Annotated in this window: 32 protein-coding genes; 1 reads left to right on the top strand and 31 read right to left on the bottom strand. The window is 62.5% G+C overall.

Annotation, left to right across the window (positions count from 1 at the left end; translation table 11 throughout):
* Positions 1-43 precede the first annotated feature (43 nt).
* From DOM33_RS01545 to DOM33_RS01480, 14 genes are all read right to left on the bottom strand, one after another.
* Entirely contained in the window at positions 44-1,669 is a 1,626-nt protein-coding gene (locus DOM33_RS01545; RefSeq protein WP_204352585.1) for a hypothetical protein, read from the bottom strand.
* Positions 1,670-1,918 (bottom strand): hypothetical protein, encoded by a 249-nt coding sequence (locus DOM33_RS01540; RefSeq protein WP_110665206.1) that lies wholly within the window; start codon positions 1,916-1,918, stop codon positions 1,670-1,672. It lies immediately after the preceding gene.
* Complete coding sequence (locus DOM33_RS01535; RefSeq protein ID WP_110665204.1) at positions 1,915-2,358, bottom strand: hypothetical protein; 444 nt, start codon at positions 2,356-2,358, stop codon at positions 1,915-1,917. Before DOM33_RS01535 ends, DOM33_RS01540 begins: the two co-directional genes overlap by 4 nt.
* A complete protein-coding gene (locus DOM33_RS01530; RefSeq protein WP_110665202.1) occupies positions 2,358-2,732 on the bottom strand; it encodes a hypothetical protein in 375 nt (124 codons plus the stop codon). Before DOM33_RS01530 ends, DOM33_RS01535 begins: the two co-directional genes overlap by 1 nt.
* Positions 2,733-2,740: 8 nt before the next feature.
* The gene (locus tag DOM33_RS01525; protein WP_110665200.1) at positions 2,741-3,691 is read right to left on the bottom strand and encodes a hypothetical protein; all 951 of its coding nucleotides are present in this window, start codon (positions 3,689-3,691) and stop codon (positions 2,741-2,743) included.
* Between the two features lie 9 nt (positions 3,692-3,700).
* Positions 3,701-4,246, bottom strand: a complete 546-nt coding sequence (locus DOM33_RS01520) for a hypothetical protein (RefSeq protein WP_110665199.1) — start codon at positions 4,244-4,246, stop codon at positions 3,701-3,703.
* Entirely contained in the window at positions 4,243-4,944 is a 702-nt protein-coding gene (locus tag DOM33_RS01515; protein ID WP_110665197.1) for a phage adaptor protein, read from the bottom strand. The genes DOM33_RS01520 and DOM33_RS01515 overlap by 4 nt, the downstream gene beginning before the upstream one ends.
* A 3-nt stretch (positions 4,945-4,947) precedes the next feature.
* Positions 4,948-5,475 (bottom strand): hypothetical protein, encoded by a 528-nt coding sequence (locus DOM33_RS01510; protein ID WP_110665195.1) that lies wholly within the window; start codon positions 5,473-5,475, stop codon positions 4,948-4,950.
* A gap of 55 nt (positions 5,476-5,530) precedes the next feature.
* On the bottom strand, positions 5,531-6,472 hold the full coding sequence (locus DOM33_RS01505) for a phage major capsid protein (RefSeq protein WP_110665193.1): 942 nt from the start codon (positions 6,470-6,472) through the stop codon (positions 5,531-5,533).
* Positions 6,473-6,523: 51 nt separating this feature from the next.
* The gene (locus DOM33_RS01500) at positions 6,524-7,498 is read right to left on the bottom strand and encodes a hypothetical protein (protein ID WP_110665191.1); all 975 of its coding nucleotides are present in this window, start codon (positions 7,496-7,498) and stop codon (positions 6,524-6,526) included.
* A 191-nt stretch (positions 7,499-7,689) separates the two neighbouring features.
* Positions 7,690-9,945 (bottom strand): portal protein, encoded by a 2,256-nt coding sequence (locus tag DOM33_RS01495; protein WP_162617856.1) that lies wholly within the window; start codon positions 9,943-9,945, stop codon positions 7,690-7,692.
* A 43-nt stretch (positions 9,946-9,988) separates the two neighbouring features.
* Positions 9,989-10,396, bottom strand: a complete 408-nt coding sequence (locus DOM33_RS01490; protein WP_110665187.1) for a hypothetical protein — start codon at positions 10,394-10,396, stop codon at positions 9,989-9,991.
* Positions 10,393-12,000, bottom strand: coding sequence for a terminase (locus DOM33_RS01485; protein WP_110665186.1), 1,608 nt, complete (start codon positions 11,998-12,000; stop codon positions 10,393-10,395). The genes DOM33_RS01490 and DOM33_RS01485 overlap by 4 nt, the downstream gene beginning before the upstream one ends.
* Positions 11,993-12,565, bottom strand: a complete 573-nt coding sequence (locus tag DOM33_RS01480) for a hypothetical protein (RefSeq protein WP_110665184.1) — start codon at positions 12,563-12,565, stop codon at positions 11,993-11,995. The genes DOM33_RS01485 and DOM33_RS01480 overlap by 8 nt, the downstream gene beginning before the upstream one ends.
* 138 nt (positions 12,566-12,703) lie before the next feature.
* Between DOM33_RS01480 and DOM33_RS16075 the strand changes: the two genes are divergently transcribed.
* A complete protein-coding gene (locus tag DOM33_RS16075) occupies positions 12,704-12,946 on the top strand; it encodes a hypothetical protein (RefSeq protein WP_162617855.1) in 243 nt (80 codons plus the stop codon).
* On the opposite strand, the gene DOM33_RS01475 is transcribed toward DOM33_RS16075, so the two are convergent.
* From DOM33_RS01475 to DOM33_RS01390, 17 genes are all read right to left on the bottom strand, one after another.
* Entirely contained in the window at positions 12,943-13,536 is a 594-nt protein-coding gene (locus DOM33_RS01475; RefSeq protein WP_110665182.1) for a 3TM-type holin, read from the bottom strand. The two genes, DOM33_RS16075 and DOM33_RS01475, sit on opposite strands and share 4 nt — an antisense overlap.
* A complete protein-coding gene (locus tag DOM33_RS01470) occupies positions 13,533-13,883 on the bottom strand; it encodes a hypothetical protein (RefSeq protein ID WP_110665180.1) in 351 nt (116 codons plus the stop codon). The genes DOM33_RS01475 and DOM33_RS01470 overlap by 4 nt, the downstream gene beginning before the upstream one ends.
* A 29-nt stretch (positions 13,884-13,912) precedes the next feature.
* Positions 13,913-14,278 carry a D-Ala-D-Ala carboxypeptidase family metallohydrolase gene (locus DOM33_RS01465; RefSeq protein WP_110665178.1) on the bottom strand — a complete coding sequence of 122 codons (366 nt, stop codon included), beginning with the start codon at positions 14,276-14,278 and terminating at the stop codon, positions 13,913-13,915.
* Positions 14,279-14,374: 96 nt separating this feature from the next.
* Positions 14,375-15,109, bottom strand: a complete 735-nt coding sequence (locus tag DOM33_RS01460; protein ID WP_110665177.1) for a hypothetical protein — start codon at positions 15,107-15,109, stop codon at positions 14,375-14,377.
* A gap of 315 nt (positions 15,110-15,424) precedes the next feature.
* Positions 15,425-15,751 carry a hypothetical protein gene (locus DOM33_RS16070; protein WP_162617854.1) on the bottom strand — a complete coding sequence of 109 codons (327 nt, stop codon included), beginning with the start codon at positions 15,749-15,751 and terminating at the stop codon, positions 15,425-15,427.
* 103 nt (positions 15,752-15,854) lie between these two features.
* Entirely contained in the window at positions 15,855-16,409 is a 555-nt protein-coding gene (locus DOM33_RS01450) for a hypothetical protein (RefSeq protein WP_110665173.1), read from the bottom strand.
* Positions 16,410-16,834: 425 nt separating this feature from the next.
* Positions 16,835-17,263 (bottom strand): hypothetical protein, encoded by a 429-nt coding sequence (locus tag DOM33_RS01440; protein ID WP_110665169.1) that lies wholly within the window; start codon positions 17,261-17,263, stop codon positions 16,835-16,837.
* Between the two features lie 195 nt (positions 17,264-17,458).
* Complete coding sequence (locus tag DOM33_RS01435) at positions 17,459-17,881, bottom strand: RusA family crossover junction endodeoxyribonuclease (protein ID WP_110665167.1); 423 nt, start codon at positions 17,879-17,881, stop codon at positions 17,459-17,461.
* Positions 17,881-18,177 carry a hypothetical protein gene (locus DOM33_RS01430; RefSeq protein ID WP_110665165.1) on the bottom strand — a complete coding sequence of 99 codons (297 nt, stop codon included), beginning with the start codon at positions 18,175-18,177 and terminating at the stop codon, positions 17,881-17,883. The genes DOM33_RS01435 and DOM33_RS01430 overlap by 1 nt, the downstream gene beginning before the upstream one ends.
* Positions 18,177-18,803 carry a hypothetical protein gene (locus DOM33_RS01425; RefSeq protein WP_110665164.1) on the bottom strand — a complete coding sequence of 209 codons (627 nt, stop codon included), beginning with the start codon at positions 18,801-18,803 and terminating at the stop codon, positions 18,177-18,179. Before DOM33_RS01425 ends, DOM33_RS01430 begins: the two co-directional genes overlap by 1 nt.
* Positions 18,800-19,195 (bottom strand): recombination protein NinB, encoded by a 396-nt coding sequence (locus tag DOM33_RS01420; RefSeq protein ID WP_110667410.1) that lies wholly within the window; start codon positions 19,193-19,195, stop codon positions 18,800-18,802. Before DOM33_RS01420 ends, DOM33_RS01425 begins: the two co-directional genes overlap by 4 nt.
* Positions 19,196-19,251: 56 nt before the next feature.
* Positions 19,252-19,470, bottom strand: coding sequence for a hypothetical protein (locus DOM33_RS01415; RefSeq protein WP_110665162.1), 219 nt, complete (start codon positions 19,468-19,470; stop codon positions 19,252-19,254).
* Complete coding sequence (locus DOM33_RS01410; protein ID WP_110665161.1) at positions 19,467-19,892, bottom strand: hypothetical protein; 426 nt, start codon at positions 19,890-19,892, stop codon at positions 19,467-19,469. The genes DOM33_RS01415 and DOM33_RS01410 overlap by 4 nt, the downstream gene beginning before the upstream one ends.
* On the bottom strand, positions 19,889-20,224 hold the full coding sequence (locus DOM33_RS01405) for a hypothetical protein (protein ID WP_110665159.1): 336 nt from the start codon (positions 20,222-20,224) through the stop codon (positions 19,889-19,891). Before DOM33_RS01405 ends, DOM33_RS01410 begins: the two co-directional genes overlap by 4 nt.
* On the bottom strand, positions 20,221-20,463 hold the full coding sequence (locus DOM33_RS01400; RefSeq protein ID WP_110665157.1) for a hypothetical protein: 243 nt from the start codon (positions 20,461-20,463) through the stop codon (positions 20,221-20,223). The genes DOM33_RS01405 and DOM33_RS01400 overlap by 4 nt, the downstream gene beginning before the upstream one ends.
* Positions 20,460-21,257, bottom strand: a complete 798-nt coding sequence (locus tag DOM33_RS01395; RefSeq protein ID WP_110665155.1) for an ATP-binding protein — start codon at positions 21,255-21,257, stop codon at positions 20,460-20,462. The genes DOM33_RS01400 and DOM33_RS01395 overlap by 4 nt, the downstream gene beginning before the upstream one ends.
* Positions 21,254-22,129 (bottom strand): replication protein, encoded by an 876-nt coding sequence (locus tag DOM33_RS01390; RefSeq protein ID WP_162617853.1) that lies wholly within the window; start codon positions 22,127-22,129, stop codon positions 21,254-21,256. Before DOM33_RS01390 ends, DOM33_RS01395 begins: the two co-directional genes overlap by 4 nt.
* Positions 22,130-22,261 lie beyond the last annotated feature (132 nt).

Here is a 22,261-nt window from a genome sequence, read left to right as displayed (position 1 = left end):
CACCTCACGGTGAGCCAATCTATGGTGGCGAGATCAGGTCAGGTCAGGTCAGCTCGGAAGGGCTCGTCGCGATCTGCACGCTGTGAACCTCGTTCGTGCCAACGATCTCGATCTCCCAGTCGCGACTCAGCACGTAGCCGGACGGCAGCCGGAACATGCCGGGCCCGGTTATGTCGGCGTCGAGCATTGGCACGCTGTCGGCGAACACGCGCAGCCGGACCGGGTAGTCGCGAGCGATCAACTTGCCGCAGGTGAAACCCGCACCGCCGGGCGGCACCTCGACGATCTTCGAGCGCCAGCGATACTCGAGCGGATCACCCTGACGCCATGCCGTGATGCTGCTGTCCTGGACGAGATAGAGCGTATCGTCGGCGATGTCGTAATAGCCCGCGTCGGCTTCGACGTCGACGAATTCAACACCCTCGCCGGGCGTGAAGACGAAGCACTTGCCGGCATGGAATCCAACGTAGCGGCCATCGTATCGATAGGCGTGGATCATCTCGGGACGCATCGCCGCCCACTGGCGCTTCGTCAGCACGTTCTCGGTGACAACTTGGGCATCGCGTCCACTGGTGGCGACGAGCCCGTCAGGTGACGCGTACAGGGCGTACCCGCCCATGTCGACCACCGAGCGCGGCGCGACGCATGTCTGGCTGACATCGAGCTCCTGCTGCGCCATCGCTGCCGGCGACGAGCCGGTAACGAGCTGGGGCTGGCCGTCGGTCAGCACGACCAGCCCGGCGGATGTCGACGCGATCGCCACGATGTCGTTCGGCATGGCGAGCTGATAGCCCACCGGCCAGGCATGCGGCCGGTACGCTTCGCTGAAGCAAAGCGTGTTGTCGAAGTAGCCGGCCAGAATGCCATTCGGCAGCGCAGTGAGTCCGATCATTCTCGCATCCGGTGCCTGCCACTCCGTTGACGGGATCTCGACACCAAGGCGCTCGCTCGATACGTCGTCGAGGAATTCGGTCGCCGTCGGCTCGAGGTCGGCCACGTACTGGTAGACGCCACCGGATTCGACCCGATACACGCGCAAGCTCTGGATGTCGTAAGCGCCGCTCGGGGCCGTAGGCAGTCGAACCACGACCTCGCCGCCATCCGGCGCGCCGTCTTCTGCATCCCAGCGCACGATGGTCCCACCTGAATAGAGCGGCGGCCCTTCTTCGCCGTAGCGGCTCACCAACGTCACCGCGTAGGCGGTATCGAGCGCGAGATCGGGGGCCGTTTCGCCGGGATCGCGATTGCCGGGCGCCGACAGCGCGACTTCGCCGCCGGGCTCAGGGATACCTAGCCGGTAGTAGCTGCCGGGGTACGGCGGCGAGCCCGCGGTCGCCTGGCCGATGCCGGCCATCTTGGGAAAATCGTCGCCGGTCCAGTAGATGCGATTCCACTCATCGTTTGCCAGCGGCGAACGCACGACGTGGACTTGCGCCCCCATGCCCCAAGCGAACCAATAGCCTCGCCCCTCGTTGCCGTGCGGATAGCGATAGAGCGTCGTCGGCTTCGCAACGTCCAATGAGATGCCCGTGCTCGCCGGGCCGTGGAGGCTCTGCACGGTACCGCGCTCGAGATCGACGTTACGTGCGGCCTGCGCCTGCCCGTCCGGCAGCAGGCGCGGGTCGATTCTCGGCAGCTCCGGCTTGAATGCCGTGATCGCGATGCGCACCTAGTCGACCTTCTGCACGCGGGCGTAGTCGATCTGGCGCTCCTGCCCGCTGTCGAGGTTCTTCACCGCGAGCTGGCTATACCCATACGGCGGGTACTCGAGCACCTCGAAGCGCCCGATGAACTCCGGACCGGACTTGATCGCCACGGTTGAGCCGACCGGCAGCGCGGCTTTGAGCGTAGCTTCCGCGTCCTTGCGGGCCTTGGTGGCTGCCTCGAAGGCCGTGTCGACTTTCGGGAACTGGCTCATGTCGCGGCCTCCTGTTGCAAAGATGCCCAAGTGACTGCCTGCACGGCGTCCACTGTCTTTGCCTCCTGAATCAGTCGCTCGCCGCGGTGACGGATGCCCGTCATCTCCTGCCATTCGAGGAACCGGTCGGCGCGGCGCAGCACGGCGCCAACGACATCTTCGAGCGTCTCGCTACCGTCGCGGCCGTTGCGCCCACGCAGAATGCTCTCGAGCGTGGGCGTCGCCGGTGGATCGCCCTCGCCTGCATCTCGCCACTGCTGGTACGCCTGCGCCTCGTAAAGCTGGCGATCCCAGCTCAGCCGCTCGGTTTGCGGGTAGTCCCGCACCAGCGGCGCGGCGTCCGCCTCATAGCCGGCGTTCAGCTGCTGCAGCGCAGCCGCTCGCGCGTCGTTGAGCAGCTCCGCACGCGTTGGGTCGGGGGTATGCGTGAACGTACCCATCAGAGCGTCACCTCGCGTTCCTGTGTCAGTGCCTGCCACTCATCCAGCCGGGCCTGGAATTGCTCGAGCGGCTCGGGGATGAAGTCGACGATCTCGCCCTCGTCGTCCCTCACCGGCGTCTGCTGGTGGTCTCGCTCAGGTGCCGGGCCGTACCAGCCGAGCGCCCACACGGTCAGCGCATCGCCGTCTTTGCGGGCGCGCAGGATCGGGCAGACCGGCAGCGTCTCGCTGGTGAACTCGTCGAACGTACCGTCGGGGGCATCAGTGAAATCGAACGTATCAACACGATCACCGACTTCTACGGTAAGTACGTCCTCCGTTGCAGAATACTTAACACCTAAATCGCTCCTTTGGGGGATTATTCTGATTTTCATAACGCTCTCTACTTCCAATAGCCAGTGGCTTGAGCAATGACTTGGCGAATCGATGAGCCTTCTGGAATTCGATAGTCTTTCAAGGTGTAGAGCTCGCAATAGGTCTTGTTGTTGGACGTCAACGATGTCGCAGTTGTTGAAATATTTTCTCTTGTCGCAGCATCATCAAACGCGGCGCCGATCATGGTTAAAGACATACGAGTAGCAGGTGCTTCGCTGAAAGCCGCCGGGAATGTCCAGTCTGCGCCATACCGTACGAAGTTTTGCCGAGCCAGAACATGGTCAGTAGTCCAACAGTGCATGGTTCCGTCGGAGAACTTCGTGTAATTGCCATTACTATTTCGGCCTCGTTCGATAACCGCCGCCGATCCTTCTCCGATACTTCCTACGATGTTAGCTCCTGTGAGCACTTCTCTCGCCGGATACCCATCGCATAAAAGGAGCATTATCCCAGAGCCGAAAGTGATGGAGTTTTTGCTGCCGTATCGCTTTCCTGTGAGCATGCTGCTGTAGCGACCAGCGTACGGAACCGTAGCGTCGGAAAGCTGGCCAGAAAGCGCATAGATTCCGCTACCATCAATATCGGCGAGAGAGTTGACAAACAGCCCGCGGTTGGCTCCGACGCCGAACGCGCCGCGCTCAAGCAGTTCTCCTTCACTGGTGCCCACGTTTCGGGAAGCTGCAGTCCCCAGCCCATCCACTACGGCCCGCAGCGCCGCGCTGGTAGGATAGTCAGCAAGATGCGTCGCCTTGCCCCCTTCGCGTCTATACAAGCGCAAAAAGGCATCATCGCTCCCAGGAACAGTAAAGTACTTCCCGTCGGCAGTGTTCGACAGCCCTTCACTGGTATTCGGGTGGATGTTGGTGAACGCCAGCGACGCGTCGCGCAGCATCAGCACTTCGGTGAGCAGCTCGTCGACGCGCTCTTGGAGCGCCAGCGTGGCGTCTGAATCAGCCATGATCGATCCTTAGATGAAGCGCGGCGGCCGAACGCGGGCGGTGCCACGCTCAGCGCCGAGTGAGGTGGTTTTCAGCGCGTCGGCGATCAGCGCGGCGAAGCGTCGCCGCTGCTGCTCGGCGAGCTCCATCTCGCGCCACGGCTGCGGCATGCGTAGCAGCCGGTACTTCGCGCCGGCGATCAGCGCCTCGCGCCAATGCGCGAGAAGCTGCGGCGGCATGTCGTGGCCTCGAGCGGGGCGAAGCGCGACAGTGGCGATAGGCGCGTCGGGATCGCGACCGAATGTCACCGACAGCGCATCGCCCTGCCGGTAGTCGCGTCCGGCGCGCAGCGTTGCGCCCCCGTCCCGCACGGCCAGAACTCGCACCGGCTCGGCACCAGCCTTGGCAGCCAGCTCGCCCGTTCTGCCGGTCACCACCACCTTGGCGTCATCGCGCCAGGCGTTGGTGCCGTCGCAGAACTCGCGCTGCGCCCAGCGCGCCGCTTCACGAATGGTCATGAGCGGCGCTTCCGGCACGTCGAGCACGATGTCGTCGACGAGATCGGCGATCGTCATTGCCGCGTCCGCTGCGGGTTAGACGAGCCGTCGGCCGCGTTCGGCGAGATCGAACGATCCACCTCGATCTTCTGGCCCAGCGCGGTCGCAACGGACTGCAGGTGCATCTGCGCGCGGCTCAGGTTCGCCGCGTGCTCCGCATCCTTGCTGTAGGCGCGATACAGGATGTAGTCGGTCAGGCACGGGCCGTAGCTGTCGTTCAGCTTGATCGGATCGTCCCTGAGCCCGTTGAGCCCCTTGCTCACGTCATGCGGCGCCGGCACCGACGAGTAGATGATCTCGACCTCGGCGCCCTCTGCCGCCGGCGGATAGACGTAGAAGCGCGTCGGGTCCTGGTCGTCGAATACATACTGTTCGACATCGATGCTCTTCTCGTCCGAGTGCCAGCTACGTCGCGTCGTATCGAGCGCGCGCCGCGTCGTCACCAGAATGCCCATCATGGCGCTGTCAGCAGCGGTATTGCGCACGACATCGATCAGGCGCAGGCCATCGGACGGGATCTCCTGCCGCGTACCGGCGACGAGCTTATGAGGCGCGTTCACGCTGGCAGCGTCGGGCTTGATCTGCGTGATGGCCTGGTAGCCTTCATTGAGCCAGCCGATCAGCTCTTCGTTCGTCCAGCGCGTACCGGCGGCAGTGACCTCTTGCAGCACCAGCTTGGCGTTGTTGATGACAACGCCGACAGTCGTGACGGCCATCCGTTACTCCTCGCGCATGTGCGGCAGTTGGGCCAGCGCCGCGGTCCAGACGAGGCGGCGCCCGTTCTGCATGTTCACCAGCGTGCGATTGCCGGGCTTCTCCGCGCCGTTGGTGGCCGGGTCGATCTTCGGCTTGCGCGAAAGCTCCGCTGTGGCGGGCACGTGCTCGGGGACCGGACCGCCAGTGGCAAGCATTCTTTCCACGGCATCGCCCGCGTCGTTGGCTGTCTGGCTCTGGGGTTCAGGCGTCGCGGCTTTGAGCGTGTCCACGACGCTGGCATCGATGTTCGCGCCGTCGACCTGGCCGTCAGGATGTGTTTCGGTATCGCCGGCATCGCTATCCCGCTCGTCGTCGCCCTCGCTTTCCGGCAGCTCTTCAGCGGCTTCGATGAGATCTGCGCGGATACTCTCGAGCCCGCGGCGTTTGTCGACATCCGTTTCGAGGTGCTTTTGCCCGAGCGCTTCGAGTTCGTCTTTCGACGCCGCGGCCTCGAGCATCTCGATCAGTTGCTCACGATTCAGTTGGGTCATGATCTCTGCTCCTGAATGGGTGCAAGAGAGAGGCGCCGAAGCGCCCCTCGCTCACTTAGCCACGGGCGGCGTAGAGGTGGCCGACGGCGTCCGGATCGATGACCTTGGAGCCGAAGACGTTCAGCCCGCGAACGAGCTTGCCGAAGTCGGTCGGATTCGGGAGGTCCTCCATCTTCGTCATCTGGGAGGCGAACGTCAGTCCCTTCTTGTGGCCGAAGAAGACGTTGGTCGCCTTCTTGCCCACGCCTTCGTCATTGACGATCGACAGGTTGTTGGAGATGTAGACGGTGAAGCGGTCGAGCATGCCGACCTTGCCGTTACGAAACGCCGAGGTGGAATCGCCCATGACCGACGCATCGCGCAGGTCGGACTTCTTGAGCATGCCGTTCATCCAGGCCGGCAGGATCAGATAGCGGTTCTCCTCCGGGACGTTCTGCTCGTCCAGCACGGAGCCGCAATCGACAAGCGCGTCCAGGATGTTGCCGCGGTCGATCATGACCGGCGCACCGGGCTCGCCAAGCTCATAGGCGCCCGACTTGACGCCTGCGCCGTTGCCAGCATTCTCCGGCGCAACATCGGCGTAGTGCTTGCCGAGCAGAGCCGTATCGATCTCGATCTTCATCTGCTGGCCAGCGTCGTCCGACCAGCCTTCCATCAGCTTGAGATCGGACTGGTAGGCGTCGATGTCGTTGACCTCGAACGCGAAATACTTGGCCTGATCGATCTGCAGCTCGACCTTGTCACTGGTCGGCTTCTCGTAGGTGAGGCCACCGCCGACCTGGTAGTCGCGGATGGTGATGCCGGGCGTGGTGCGGATCTGGACGGTATCGCCTTTCTGGCGAATCTCGCCCTCATAGTCGGTGTTGGCGATCTCGCCATAACACGTACGTTCGTACAGCTTTTCGATCATCTTGCCCGACCAGATTTCGGGGATGAACCCGGCGCTGGAGCCGGAGCTGTAGTCAGGGTGCGCCGCGGCGCGAGTCGGACCTGCCATTGTCGATTTCCTTGAGTGACGCCGTCACGGCGTGACTACCGCGCTGGGTGCTTACCGAACGCGGCCTTGCTGCTGTGCGGCGAAGATGTCGGCTTCGACGCGCTCGCCCTCTTCCTTCGAATATTGGCCCTGCTGCCGATCGCGATAGAACTTCGTGATCTCGTCACGGGTCCAGATTTTTTCAGCGGACGGTGTCTGCGTGCTGCGGGTCTGGCGAGGCTGTACCTGGTCTTCGGGAATTTCCCGCTTCGCAGTCGCCGCACCGTTCGAGGACGGGGCTTGCGCGCTGTTGGAGTACGCTTCGAAGATGCCCGCTACCCGGTCCGCGTCGAGCTGTTGGTGGGCATCGTTCAGCAACTGCTGGCGCGTCATGCCAGAGAGCCGGTCGACACCACCGAGCCACTGCAGAAACGCTTGATCGGCGTTGATCTCGGCTACCTTCGGCACCCGCTGCTTGAGCCGCTCCCAGAACGCGGCTTCGCGATCGTCATTGCGCTCTTGGTCTTCTCGCTGGAGGCGCTGCTCAATCTGCTCTACGCGTTCGTCGCTGGGGGCGGCCTTGGGCAGCTTCTGCTCGATGAGCGAGGTCACTGCTTCGATCAAGTCGGAGCCGTATTCGTCCTTGAGCGCATCCAGCTTGGTCACTTCTCCGGGCGTTAGATTGCCCTGTGACTGGCTGCCGGACCGCTCGAGTTCGGCGATACGCTCGTCGCGCTGTCGTAGCGTCTCTTTCAGCGTCCGATTCTCTTCGGTCGCACTACGGAGCCGGCCCTCGCTGACGTTGAAGCGGTGACGCCAATACTCGGCGCCCTGCTCGGTCTCTTGCTGGGGCTGGTGTTCCGCCTGTCGCTGGTCTGCGTTCGGCGTATCGTCCGTGGACTGCTGGCCGTTCTCGTCATTCGTCAGTTGTTCGCGAGCCGTGGCGTCGGCGCTGGCCTGGTCGCCGGCTTCCTCGGGGTTCACGAGCTGTTCGAAGTGCCGGTTGGCGGCATCGGCTCGTTCCTGGACGTGTTGGGGTAGAGGCATTCTCGGTTCCTTCAAGTGAGCCGGCATCGCCGGAGTTCACGTTTGGGGTCAGTGTTCGGCCACGATGGCCTGCGCGGTCGAGCTGCCCACGCCGGAATCGCCTCGGTGAAACGACTCTGGCGTGGGGCCGGCGATCTCATGCCGGCGCCCGCGATCAGTCCCGAGCCTGCTCGGGCGACCGCTCAAGAATATCAAGCCATTCGCGGGCTGCTGATGCCCGCCCCTGCTGCTGACCGGCTTGTTGGGGCTGCTGGACTTGCTCCAGTGCGTCCCGGGCCTGTTCCCGGGACTGGTTGAGCAGCTTGATCAGCACCTTGCCCTCGTCGCTCTGGCTGAGCCGAGCCAGGGCTTTCCATTCCTGCTTGCTGATTTCCATTGGCCTCTCTCACGAGCTTGAGGATCTCGGCGAGGAGCTTGCGCTGCTCGAGCGGCGCCATCGCCTGATCGTGCTGGGTTTCTGCCTGGGTCTGCTCGGCCTCGGCCTTGGCTTTCGCCGCGTCGGCCTGCTTCTCCTGCGCTTCGACCTGCATGCTCTGTTGCTCGGCCTGCTGGGCAGCCTGCTGTGCCTTCTGCTGCTGAGCCATGCGAGCCTCGATCTCCCGGTCGTCCGGTACCAGGTCCGGCATGTCGAGCTGCTGCGAGAGCGCCCGAAGCAGCTTGGCCCGGCCGGGCACGCCGATAATGCCCATGTCGGTCTCGTTCGCCGTCATACCGAGGAACTGCTGGCGCATGGCCTGCGTCTGTTCGCGCTGGAGCATGGCGCTTGAGCCGCGCGGTACGGCCTTGCAGTCGCCTTTGATGCTCTGGTCGTCGCTGTACTGCATGTTGAACAGCCAGAGCCCGCCAATGACGCGCCGAATCACGCCGCGGTCGATGTGCCGCACGGCGTCTTTGATGCCCTTGTTCGCCGACTCCATCAGCATCGACAGGCCGCTCGCCGTGTTGCCGGCGCCGCCCACCTTCTCGTTGCCGTACGTGTAGCGCGGGATGTTCGTCGCATCGTCGGCCTTGGTCTCGAATTTCTCGTAGACGCCCATCAGCTCGGCGGCGTTGCTTGGCGGGGCGAAGAAGCGCACCGCCGGGTCGTTGTTCGTGAACGAGTTCGTCGTCTTCCAGATCTTCCACGGATGAAACGATGTGATGTCTTCGCCGGGCTGGATGCGGTCGGTGTTCACGTCGACCTGCGGCCCGGATGAGATGGCGAGGTTGTTGATGAGGCTGCGCGCCGTGGCGTTGCACGTGTCCTGAATATCGGCCATCAGCTCGGCGATGGCTTGCCCCCAGAACGAGCCAGGCACCGGCTGATAGCTGGCCTTGTGATAGGGTCGCGTGCCGAGCGGGTCGCGGTTGATGACGCAGCGCACGACGTGCTGGCCGATCAGAATGGCCTCGATCTCGTACTCGGCGAGCGGATCGTCGATCGCCTCCGGGTCCATGCCCCACTGGAGCAGTGAGAGCCCTTGGGCGCTGCCCCAGTACTGGATGCCGTCGATGGTTTCGCTACCGCTCAGCCACTCGTGTCCACGCCCCTCGAGCGTCTGGCGTTCGCCATCGGTCCATAGCCAATCGCGCAGCCCGCCCTGTCCGTAATCCTTGAGCACCGCCTCGAGCGCGTCCTCGCTGTAACCCGGCACACCGCGCAACTGATTGAGATGGGCGCGTGTATAGCGGATGCGCTCGATCAGATACGCGCCGTCGTCGCAGTTCACGCTGTCCGGCGACGGGTAGAGATCGAACGGCGACACGCGTTCGAACTCGGGGCGGATCTCGGTCGTCTTGATCGGCGTCCAGCCCTCACCCCATGCCAACGTCGGCACGCGACGCATCATCGGACCTTTGAACACGGCGCCCGGGTAGGTCACGAAGTCATCGATGAACGCCTCGATGCCTTCCAGCCAGCCGCCCTCGGTGAGCTGATCGTCGATGAGATCCTCGTGGCGATCGGCAGCCTTGCGGGCGCGCTTTTGCACCTCGGCGCGTAGATCCTCTTTCGCGCTATCCAGCATCGCTTCCGCTTGCTGCGGGTCGACCTGCTGGCCGTTGGCGACTACCTGCTGGATCTGCTGCTGGACGCGCTGTTGGAGCTGCTGGACGTAAGGCTGGGGAATGTCGGCGACGGGGGTGGGATCGAGCCCCCACGGACGTTCGTGCGCCGGCATCAGGATGTCGCGAATCCAAGCGGCAGCGGCGCGAATCTTCGTGGCGGTCAGCATCATGTAGATGTCGGAGCCGCCCTCGTTGCGAATCGCCGCGAGCTTGGCCTGGTCATACTCGCCTTTCCGGCGGCGCAGACAGTCAAGCATCCGGCGCTCCACCTCAGCCTTTGAGGTCTTGGCGTTCTCCCAGCACTTGTTGATGTGGCCGGCGAGTGATTGCTCGACCAGGTCGCGGCGCCGCTGCGCCTCCTCCTGTTGCTGGCGAGCGGCCTCCTGCTCATCGGCGAGCATGTCAGTGCTCGAGCGAAACTGGAGAAAGCCCAGCGATTGCCGCTCAGCCATGCTGGGCCTCCAGCGCGCGGTGGATCGCGTCGGTGGCGTTCTGTTTCTTCACGCGCAGCTTCTGGGCGTTGCGATACATCGGCCCCAGGTGCTTCAGGAGATCGTTGACGTAGCCCGCGGGGGCGGCGCGGAACTCGTGAAGCTTGATGTTGATCTCCGCGCCGAAGTTGCCGGGCATCCGCCATGACAGCCGGCAAAGGGGCTCATGCTTCGTCGCGCCCCAATGCGAATAGCCGAAGTCGACCTGCACGTTGCCAACGTCTTGGCGGACGTCGGGATGGGCAACGGCGATCGGCGCAAGCTCGGGGGCGACGTACTGAGCGACACGCGCGGCTTCCTGTTTGTCGCGGTCGATGGAGTCGGTCTGAATGCGGCCGACGATCTGAATGTCTTCGCTCACGTATGTGCTCCCCAGCGCTGCCGCGCGGATTGTTGGTTACTGCTCGGGGCGTTAAAGGCACCACCGAGCCCGGCTCGCTCGAAAATGTCGGACCTTGCGAGCGTCTCGAACGCCTTGGCGCCGTGAGACGCCCAGTCGTGCCGGGGTTTGTCCTTATAGACGCCCATCTTTTCGTCCCACTCGCGTCGGTAATTGTCGAGGCAATCGACCCCAGTCGAGCATGACTCCTCGGCGATCCAGCACTGGGGCAGGAACGCACGGACGGCCTGGCGCCCTTCGGCCATCGTCGTGATGCGCGGAATGACGGTGAAGTTGATGCCGTACCCCTTGGCGACGTCGACGCGCGACTTGCCGGTGCCGATCTCCTTCACCGCCAGGTCGTGCGGGCCGAAGTGCCCGCCGTAGCGGTATGGCTTCTTGTTGAGCAGGTCGGCGTAGTACTCGATGCCCTCGCCGGAATCCTCGAGGTAGTCGATGAGATGGATCTCGCGGCCGACAACCTGGGCGAACCAGATAGCCATCTGATCGTTCATGCCCAAGTCCCAGCCCGTGAATACCGGCAGCGCCGGGTTGTGCTGCACCTTCGTCGTGATTCGGCCGTTCTTGCGCAGGAAGAGCATTTGCTGCAGGTAGTAAGCGCCATCGGCTGACTGCTCGAACGCCTCTTCTGGGCGCGACGGGTACTCGCGCTTCATGTCGTCCTGCAGGGTCTCGGCCTTCTTCGCGTACCACGCCTGTTGCCCCGCGTCGGTCTTGATGCCGTGCTTCAGCTCGAGCTGCTCGAAGTACTCGCGAATCCACTGCGGGATGACGACTCCCTCGGGATTGAGCCGGTACGCCGGGTCTTGCCACCACGGGAAGAAGTGAAACTGGAAGTCGAGCTCGGTGGGCGACTTGCCCATCTGCTGGAGGTGCTGCGCGGCTTGGGAGTAGTCAAAGAAGTAGCCCTCGCGCCCTTCTGCCGTGCTCTCGATCGTGATCTTGTTGCCGACACCCACGGCCTCGAACGCGCCGGTGACGATCTCCTTGGCCTTGTCGGGGTATTTCCGGCAGATCTTGCCGAACTCCGAGACGTGAAGGCGCTGGAGCGTGCCGCCGCGGTACGACGTCGAGACCTTGATGCTTGAGCCGTTGTCGAAGCGCATCGACTCGCCCTTATCGTTCACCGGGCGCGGCAGCTTGAGGCCGATCAGCTTGAACGCGGCGAGCCATTGCTCGTCTATGTTGTCGTACGCGAAGCGGATCTTGTTGTGGAAGATGTCCTTGGCGTCATCGAGCTTGTGAGCGATGCAGCCCGCCGAGTAGTTGGCGCTGAACAGGCAGTCATCGAGCGCGTCGATCATCTCGAATGTGGTGAAGCCGAGCTGTCGAGCCTTGAGGATCAGATCCCAGTAGTGGGCGTTGATGAAGCGCTCGCGCTGCGCAAGGTTGGGCCGAAACCGACGCACGCGGCCATTCTTGTCCTTGATCTTGTACAGCGCGTTGAGCCGGAACCACTTGAGTGACAGCGCATGGATCAGGTCTGCGCGGTCAGTGAGACGGCCCTCGCGGTAGAGACGCAAGAAACGGTCGCCGCGCTTCACCTCGCGGGTGCGGTCACTCATCGGCTTCCTGGGCGCTTAGCTCGCCCATGAGCTGATCGAGCGTCTTGCCCTCACCCTCGCCGGCATCGACATCCAGCCCGTAGGAGACGCGCTCCATCTTCACGACGCGTTCGAGCGCGCCGGTGCCGTGTCCGATGCACTTGCCGACGTAGTCCAGGTCAAGATCGATCTCGACGACGTCGCCCGTCTTGAGCTGCACCTCACGCTTCCCGCGGTCGAGTTGCTCAGTCAGCCGCCGTATGAAGCGCTCGTTGATGCCGCGCCACTGCGCCAGCGCTTCGCGGTGGCCGTGCACAACTGTTGCGTTCTCTGTCGCCGCGCGCTCGACGATCTCGCAGTCGGGGGTATCAGGAAGGTCGCTCTCGTTGCGCGTCAGCTTCTCGCGCGTTCGCTGCTGTACCGCTTCGGTAAGGTCCTTCTCCCAACCTTCAGATCGCGCCTTTCGCGCGACCTGCGTCTTGCTGGGGCCGTGCTTGTCGGCGAGCTGCTGAAGCGAGAAGCGGCCGGTACGGTAGTCCGCTTCGATCGCCTCCCAGTCATACCGTAGCCCCTTTGGCTTCGCCATTCGCTATCAGAACGCCTCTCGGCGTGCTGCCTCTTGTTCAAAGTTGGCAACGTGCTCGCGCCATTGACTGTCGAATACAATTTCAGCTGTGCTACTTTATGTAACTTACCTTAAACGTTTCGCTAAGGAGCAAGCCCTATGGCCCGACCGTATATTTTCCCTGACCCCAAAGATCGCTCGCCCAACGAACCTACTATTGCGCTGAATCAGCAGAAGGTTCTGGGAATTTACAACCAGCACCATCCCGAAGATCGGCGTGAAAAAGTCACTGACCCAGTTAAAGAATGGTTCCGGGATGAAGCGAACCGCCAAGGCTGGAAAGAAGCGACTTTTCATGGAAGCGTGTGCGTTCTTAGTGTGGACGTGGAAGTCACAAGTTAGTCATTTGTTCTCGCTCTAATCGCGTTGTAAAGAGAGGTCGGTTTTTGGCCGGCCTTTATCTGCTTCCCCTTCGTCCGCTCACGTACGTTGATCCCGAGCGCGGCACCCATCGTGCCAATGACCCAGCACAGAAGTCCCACGGTTTCGGGATTCGCCAGTAGTGCCGGGTTGCGAACAATGCAGTAGATCAGCGCGGCAACCAGCGCCCCCAGCGACAGCATGAACACCCAGCCCGTCGCCGGGCGCCAACCAGACTTGAACCAGCCCTCGGTGCCTAGCTCGGCCCTCATCGTCGTATTGATCTCGGTCAGCCGCTTCGTTTCCTCGGCTGCGCTGGCTTGCTCTGCCTGGAGCCGCATCGATTCCAACTCGCGCCGGTGCTCGTTGTTGATACGCACCAGCTCGGCCCGCTGCTCCGGGTCTTTCGTGGCCGCTACAAACGATGCCGGGTCTTCGTCGATCCCCAGCATGTTGGCGAGCATGGTCACTGCTCCGGTCGTTACGCCGCCGACAGCGGGACCACCGATCGCGCTGGCAACCGATGGCGCTACCTTGGCGACTTCCGCCGCTGCCGATTTCCAGTCGATCATGGGCTGAGCCTCTCGATGACCCCGCCGAAGAACTCAGACGCGGCGGAAAGCACCGCGCCCAGAATGACGAGCGCCACGGCCCCGATCATCGACCAGCGCTGCGTGAGGGTTTGATGCCTGTTCTCGCCGGTCGTGCCGGCAACGGCGGTGGCAAGCTCAAGATCGCGAATACGCTGCGCGTGATCGTCGAGCCGCCCCTCCTGCTTGCCCATCTCGGTCGCGTGGACGTTCTGGCGTTCTTCCATCCGCGTGAGCCGGTCGAGGATCTGCGTGTTGATAGAACGCAGGTCGTCGACCGACTTCTCAATGCGGTCGAGCTGGGACCCCTGTCGTGGCACTTCGGACATAGTCACGTACGCTCCTAGCAGCCGATCGGCTACCTGTTGTCCCAGCGCGCTGGGCCGCCGGTGCGAGTGTCGACATGGGTGAACGTCCGGTAGCGACCGAGGCTCGCCGAAGGGTACTGCTCAGCGATCCAGTCGTGGACGGTGTCAGGCGAGACGCCCCGCACGGCGATGTCGGCGGCGCGGGCGAGAACGTGCTGGCTATGCTCGGCGCCGCCCACGGCACGGTTGTGCTCGGGGCAGCGGCAGCCGCTGTTGATCGTAACGGGAACGCCGAAGTGGTCGCGCACCGCCTGGACGACTTCGATGGTGCTGACGTCGACGGTGTCGAATCCGCAGCCGCACTGACACGCGAACTCAGATCGGAGGAAATTGGGGCTTACGCGGGTGGTGTCCATAGTCCCTCTGTCTCCCGACAGTGGTTGGAAAGATAACGCCTCACGGCGTGGTCGGGGACTATGTTACGGGCTTGACCTGAGAGTGATTAACGAGAGCTAGTCGTTCTGTTGATCGAAAGGCGTGGGGCGGCCAATCTCCTTTAGAAGGAGGCGCCCCAATGTCGAAACTTCCACCCGATGCTCAAAGTCCCCCTTCTGCGGATCAAACGTCGGTGTTTGCCCCTTTTTGAGAGAACCGTAGTTTTTCTTCAAGAGCCCCAGCCTCGTTAAGTGGGTGACGCCGATCTCATAGAGCGAGTTTGCGTCAACATCTTCTTGAGAACCGCCAATCCTAGGAGGTCGCGGCCGGTTTATACCAGCGAACGGGTCCTCAGGATCTCCCATACCACGCCCATACGACTGACCGTAGGCGTTGAGGATGGCTGCTTCGTCTTCATCTAACTGCCCGAACAGAACCAATAGACGCTTCCGGCGGACCACCTCAGATTCCTCAGCCGTCAGCCCCCTCGCGACCGCTTCCACGATGAGGTTTATACGCTCTGCCGTGGTAGCTCTAGCAGCTTGGTATCCGCCCTCTTCAATGAGATCGATCTTCTCAGCGTTGTTGCGGATGGATCTTTGAAGCTCTTCATTCATGTGGTCCAGCCTTTCCTTCAAGCCTCGCAAATATGCAGCTATCCGGTCAGAGCGCTGAGCCGGGATGACACTACCAATCATCTCCCCAACGAAGCCGCCAACTACCGGGATCAATCCCGCCGCTGCCTTCCCCCAAGCTATGAGTTGATCGTCTAGGTTTTCGTCGAGCCCATCGTTATCTCGCTCAGTGCTCATATCAGCGTCCCTCTACTGTGATCAGATTCGCCTCTTACGGTGACATGGGAGTCCCGATCGATGAACCCATCGAAGCGCAACCACACCGCCGCCACACCACCTCTTCGACGTTAAGCCGCCGCTGCAGCAAGTACCGATGCGAGCCCTCATTCCACCGATCGCTTTCGGGGCAATCGATCAGCCGGCACCGGCCCGAGTAAATGCGTCCACGCCAAACGGCGTGATACTCGATCATCTCGTCGGCGGGCGCCGGGAATCGATGGCCGTTCTTCCAGCCCTTCCGCTCGAGCCCCTTCCGCCACTGCAGCGCCCGGTTCATGAGTCGCGCTTGATGGGCCCTACCGGCGAACGCCCGTTGTCCGCCTCACGCCACAGGCGCAGCGGGACATCGGCAAACGAGGCCGCGACCAGGTAGGCATGTGAACCTGGGATGCTGGAATCGGACCACCGCTGATCACGCAGCCGGCAGCGGCCGGACCAGATCGAGCCGCGCCAGATCACGTGATACTCGATCATGCTCTGCTCAGGAGGTGGGTGGCCGTCGTACTCGTGCCAGCCGCGTTCGAGTAGTGAATCGCGCCAGGCGGCAACGTACTGAGGTAGTGGGCGGCGGTAATCGCCAACGGATTGGGGGCTTTCCATTGATCGGGCTCCATCAATGACTGTATGGGTGTACAGTAATCGAGGAGCTGTAGGGTGGCAAATAGCGTTATTTGGCTATATCGGTGCGTATGCGGGAATAGAGCTATCGGTAACGGCTTTTCGTCTTGGACCTACTGCGCGGACTCACTGTTGAAGACTCCCTTATGAGACGGCCATGTAGTTTTTTCGAGCTCTCTCTGATGTCATTTTGCAGATCGGCGAATTGCTGAGAGCTGATTTTGGGCTCCATCCCAATGGCAGGAAGACCTCGCAGTGCCCAACAGAGAAAATTGGCGTGACTTACCTTTGCAGACAGTATTTTAGCGTCCTGAACTAGATCAGGCTTGTGAACTTCCATCAGCGTGTAGAGGGAGTCTGCTTTCTCCACCACCGACTCTATTCTCGCTATATCTGTTCGCTCGGATGCTGGCCCAGTCTCGCCATACTTGGCTAGCTGCTCAGCGCTACGGAGCACCTCTTTGGCCTCTTTCGCCAATGAGCGATTGAGAGTCAGTGCCTCTTCCAGCTTCGCTTGCCGCGTCTGCTGACGACTGACCGCGCTGGCTCCCAAGTAGGCAAGCACCCCGCCGACCACTGCACCAATCGCAGCACCCGCACCGTTGGCGAGGAACCCCGCCCAGAACGACTCATCGGCCACTGGTATTCCTCCGGCGCCCCGACCGCGCTTGCTTCTGCCGCTCGACGAAGTACGCCGCGCGCTTTTGCCTTGCGAAACGGCGAGCGCCGAACCCGATCGCTACCGGCAAGATCATGAGCACAAGCAAACCCACTGCCATGCTGAACCCACCGCCCGTCAGTTTCAGCCCGTGCGTTGTGCCTGAGCCACTTAACCCTGAGAAAATGGCGAAGGCACCGAGTATCACCGCCGCGCCTGCCGCAAGACCACACCTGTTTGGCGTGAGCTCCAATATGACCCGGTGACGCATTTTGTCTATCGCGTTCGCAATCATCTTCACCCTAGCTACCAGCTTGCGGAATCAACGATCACGATCATATGGCAGTGCCCTACGGAACGAAAACGGCACGGCGTACCGTGTGCCGTGCCGTCGTACCGTTACGGCGCTATCGGAAGCCCTCGATAGAACTGAAAGGCTGGAGCAGTACCGCGAGACGGTCGGGTGGAACTTCAACGCCAGCAGCCGCAAAGTCCGACTCACTCAAGTCGTTGACTAATGGATTCACTGACCGAACCTTCTTTATCGACTCGTGGTCTTCAGCCAGAAGCTCGATAGTCAAAGCGTACGCCGTTCGGTAGCTTCTGTTGTGCTCTTCTAAATCGGCTAGCAGCTCCATGGCGCTGGATTCCCCGTAGCCCTCCCTAACGATCATTATAGAGAGGATGGTAGAGAGCCCTTCGTTTAAAACTGTTGCTTCGCTCGGCGACCCCGATTGTCCATCCCACGCGGGGTATAGAATGTGAGCGGCCTCGTGCGCCAACTGGAAATCGAGCTGTAATGCATCATCTTTTGCTCTATTGCTCAAGGCGATCATGACCGCCCGTCGATCCAGACAATAGCGAATGTGAGGTGGACTCTCTTGGAACAAAACGCCTTCAAAGTTCCAATCTTCGCACCTGGGACCATACTGCGACTCGGCAAACTTGATTGCCGCTAAGGCCCGTTCTTGTATTTCGCTCGGAGCTATATCCAATGTGCACCCCCATTTTAACTTGAGCTGGCTTCCACCCTAGGACTCTAATGAAGCAAGCGGCCTGTCGCCAGCTCGAAGGGGCGCTGCATCTCGCTGTGCCTCACAAATCTCGATCCAAGTACCCGTCTCGGCCTTCCGGTCGACTACCGGCGGCTCCATCACCACCCTGCGCACGTACTCGCCCCGATCATCCGGCAGCACACCGGCAGCGACGAGCCCGTCCTCGAGTTGCTTGAGGCTGTAGCTGTAGTTGCTGGTGTCCCGGCGCCGGACGCCCTTGCCCAGCCTCGGGGTGAACGCGAGATCCACGGGCTGCTCGATACGGCACAGACCGGCACGGCGTACCGCATCGCGAACAATCAGGTGGCAGGCGTCGACCTCACGTTTCCGGGCTGTCCAGTGCTGCCGGGTGTTGGAGCTGCTCGCGATGTACGGCACGAACAGAACGACTGACTCCATCACTTCACCCCGATCAGGCCGCGGCGGGCCAACTGCTGGACGGTAAGGAGAATGGCCTGGTCGAGCCGAGCGCGCCGCTGCTCCCGCGTCATGCCCGGGCCATTGTCGATCTCGTGATGGCAATCCGGGCAGATGGCCGCAACAAGACAGTCGTCGGCTTTGCGGCCCATGCCTTTGCCCTCGTTGCGGTGTGCTGCCTGAATGCCCCAGCCGCCGCACAGGACGCACTGGTCAAGCTCGTGGACGGCGCTGAGCCACTTGCGGTCGCGGTGGACGGCTTGCCGTTGTGCCAGCATCAGGCCACCCCCTGGCGCTGCTGCCAGTAGCGGAGCGTCACACCCCGGGCCATTGTGAGCACGTCAGCATCACCCATCTTGACCGTGTGCAGCCGGGGCGCCGGACGGACCTCTTGCAGTCGCCGACTGGCGCCTCGCTCCCAAACCACGATATGGCCGGCGTACTCGGGCAACTCACCGTCGGCGATTACTCCCGGCGGCGTCACCATCCAGAAATACGCGGGGCCCGCATGCGCCACGATACGACCGTCGAAATCGGTGTAATGCGCGCAGTTGCCGGTCTTGGTAGTCGTTCGCAGGTGCTGGCGTATCTGCTTGGCGATGCCTCCAGCATTACGGCAGTACCACGCGCGTGCAGCCTTGGGGTTGGCGTATGGCCCATCAACCTCATGCCCGGCCCGGATCTTCCGGCATTCGGCCAGCCAGTCAGCGCGAGAGACTTTGATCTCGAAATCGTGGGTGAGACGTGTACGCGTCAGGCTGACCACATCGGACTCCCACCCCAACACGCCGCAATTCGGGACAGTGACGTCGTGCTTGAGATCGCGGCAGCGCTTGGCAACCAGGTCCTGGACCGTCGCTTCGGACAGTGGCGGCAGCTCTGGCATCTTCGAAATGAACGTCATGCCGCCTCCCTGTATTGCTCGTACGCTCGCATCGCGGGCTCGCTCCATGCCACGCCGCGCTCGGCGCCAAACGCATAGATCAGCTCGATCAACTCGGCGAACTCCTTCTTGCGCATCTTGCTCGTCCGACGTCCCAGCATGACGAATCCGCCGTTGATGCCCTGGGCGACGCGTTGCTCCGAGTCGAGGCCGGCGGTCAGGATGTCCTTCCAGTCCTCGGCGGGCAGGTAGTCCATGCGGCCATTGATCGGCCATTCGATCTGCTCGGAGATATCGGCGAGCATCGGCCACAGCTTCCGGTTCTGGTCCAGGCTCCGGCGCTTGGCCGGCCGGCGCAGTACGATCTCGATGGTTCCCGCCCTGAGCCCGCGCCCGGCCATATTCGCGACCATAGACAGTGACCCCTGCAGATCTCGGATTGACGCAACGGTATAAACGCACTCTCGTTTCATACCAACGACTCCCCCGTGTAGTTGCTCCATGCCCGACGGGCGCGGGCCCATGCACCGGCAAACTGTCGGACGTTGACGGTTTGCTCGCTTGCGAAAAATCCAGCGGCGGCGTTTTCAAACTGCTCAGCGCGCTCCCTCAATTCGTGGTCGGCAGATAGATCGTCGGCATCGGCCCTAGCTACCATCTGGCTGCCGAGTTCGGTCTGCGGTGTCATGCTGCCCTCCTCGTCGTTTCCCAGCCCCGGACATGCCCGCGCGCCAGCCGATCCGGATAGCGCTGCAGCCAGCAGCGGTACGTGCACGCGTTCAGCCGCTCGCGCATCAGTTGCCCTACCAGGTCCTCGCCGACCGGCATCCGGTACTGGGTAGTCAGCTCCTCGGCCATGCGGCCCGCGGTGTAGTCGAGAACGCACATGTCGTAGATGTCCTCGACCATCCGGGCGCGAATCGCTTCGACGTTGTCGCGGCGCAGTTTGCCGAGTTCGAGATACGCCGCTTTCCGCGCGATCGCGGCGCGGGTACGGCGTTGGCCAGGGAGCGCAAGCTGGATCTCGGTCACTGTCCAGCCGGGCAACGGGTACTTGGCGGCGAGGAAGTCCAGTTCGGGCCGATGCCAGCGGTTATCCGACCTGCTCATGCCTGCACCTCGGCCGGCTGCTCAACCGGGCGGGGCGTCCAGCCGGTGAGCTCGGTGACGCGCCCCCAGTTCGCGTCGTGCTCAGAGTCATCGATCTTTCGGAGATAGGACGGTTTGCCCTTGCCCATCACCCCATCAGGCGTGGAGCACACGAGATAGCCCGGCGAATCGCTTATACGATCAACCGTCATCTCGCACTGGAATTTAGGGGGTACGCAGTAGCCAGCGGGCGGCGCCGGGATGACCCGATCGCCGGCGCGCAACGGCTTTCCAGCGCGGTCGCGCCCCAGCACGCCGGTCAGGCGGTCGCCGATTCTCTGCAACAGGCTCATGCAGCAGTCCCTCCACTGGTGGGCTCGAGCCAGTAACGGCGCTCGATTCCGGTTTCATCGTCAGCAACTGCATACCCGCGTTCGCGAAGGCTAAAAATCGCGGCGAGGATGTCGGGCGTGGTCGGATGAAATCCGCCGCGCATCATCGCTTCGGCGGCTATCTGGTGGGTGTTGACTGGCTCAGCGTGCCGCTCGAGGCATCGCAGAATGAGCATCTGCAGGTCGGTCTTCTGGTTCATGCGGCACCTCTCTGGCGATGGCTGGCCCAGTCGAGCGTCAGCGTCGCGCCGCCACCCTCGGCCATTCGGTCGATGATTCGCTCGCCGAGATACTGCTCGAGGCCGTCTCGGTCGAGGTTAGAAATGAGGATCGTGGGGAGCTGCTGCTTGTAGCGCTCGTTGATGATCTTGAAGAGCGCCAGACGCTCCCATTCGGTACCGAGCTGCGCGCCGACTTCGTCGAGAATCAGGAGGTCGAGGTCGGCGACGAATGCCTTTATCGCTTCTCGCTCGCTCGAGCCCTCGCGTCGGCTGAAGGCGCGCTCTTTGACAAGGTCGATCAGCTCGTAGACGTCGATACCCATGACGCGATAGCCGCTGGTGAGGAGCTCATTGCCGATCGCGTACGCTAAGTGGCTTTTACCCGTGCCAACGCTGCCGATCAGCGTCATACCTCCGCCCTGCTCCAGCCGGTCGGCGAACCGATCGACGTAGGCGCGACAGACACTCAGCACGCGACGCTGCTCTTGCGTCTGGCACTCGAACCCGTCAAGACTCCGCTGCTGATACCGGCGCGGAATCATCGCGCCTTGTCGCAGCTTCGCCGCGGCACCCTCGGTGGCTTGCCGCCGATGCTCTTGAACGGTGGCGCTGCTCAGGCCCGCCGCGTTTTCTCGCGAGCACTCGGGGCATCCCGACCATTGGCCGTTCGGCATCTGGTAATCCGTGAACTCACCGTGAACGCGGCACTGGCCGGGCTTGGTCTTAGCTGTGCCGGACATGATCTCGGCGAGGTGTCCCCGAACTGCGGTCATGCGAACCCCTTAGCCCAGTCGGGCAGATCATCGTCGTTGGTCTGGTAGGTGCCCTGAGGCTTGGGCTGCGCCATGCCGAGGCGTCCGTCAGCCCGCGGCGGCGCGGCCGGTGCCTGCCACTCGTTCTCGAATTCTCGGTTGGTGCCGAGGAATCGCTGGGCCTGCATGACGAACTCGGTGTGTTCGTTGCCTTTGGCGCGGCAGTGGGTGGCGTAGCGCTGGACGCCGGCGAGCATGGTCTCGAGCGAATCGCCCTCGCGGCGCCGTGCCTGCCAGGCATTGAACGCCGAGCGCTTCGGATTGCTGCCGCCGCGCTTCGGATACTCAGCCCAGAGCGCCTCGAACTCAGCCGGGTAGCTCTGCACCTTGGGTTTGGGCTTCGCCGAGGTTTTTTCCGGGGCGGGGTCGGCAGCCGTCGTTTCCGGCTCCGATGAATCTCCCCCGAACGAAGTGAGGGGGTTGGTATCTTTCCTATCTTTCGGTGTTTCTCCATCTTGGGGTCGTTTAGTTACCCCATCTTGGGGTGGGATTCCCCAAGTTGGAGCGGTCTCCCGTTTTGGAGTAACTCGCGCCTTTTGTGTGCTGAAATCCCACTCTTCGACGTTCTTGTTGATGCGGATGGGCGACTGCCCTCCACCGGCACGGCTGACCACTTTCTTTCGGATCAGCGCGTTCAACGTTTCCGAACACTTGCCCGGCGACATGCCGGTCATGTCACTAATCACCGAAGCGGCGATCCAGTCCTCGGCCTTCTGCCAGCCGTAGGTCATGCGCTCAATTACCCGAATCACACGCGCCTCGCGACTAGTGAGCGGCACGCGGCAGAACGCTTCGACGATCGGCGTTGCCGTTCGCACATAGCCGTCTTCCACCTGGATACTCCTCGCCGGCCTATCAGGGCCTGGCTGTCCGTCGTCTCGACGGTCTGGGAACTGGATTACTGTCGCTGCCTGTGTCATATTCATCCTCGAGCTATCGCTAGAGCCCCGGCACATGGTCCCCAC

The sequence above is a fragment of the Salinicola halophilus genome (assembly GCF_003206155.1).
Taxonomy (GTDB): Bacteria; Pseudomonadota; Gammaproteobacteria; order Pseudomonadales; family Halomonadaceae; genus Salinicola; species Salinicola halophilus.
This window is presented reverse-complemented; position numbering and strand designations above follow the sequence as displayed.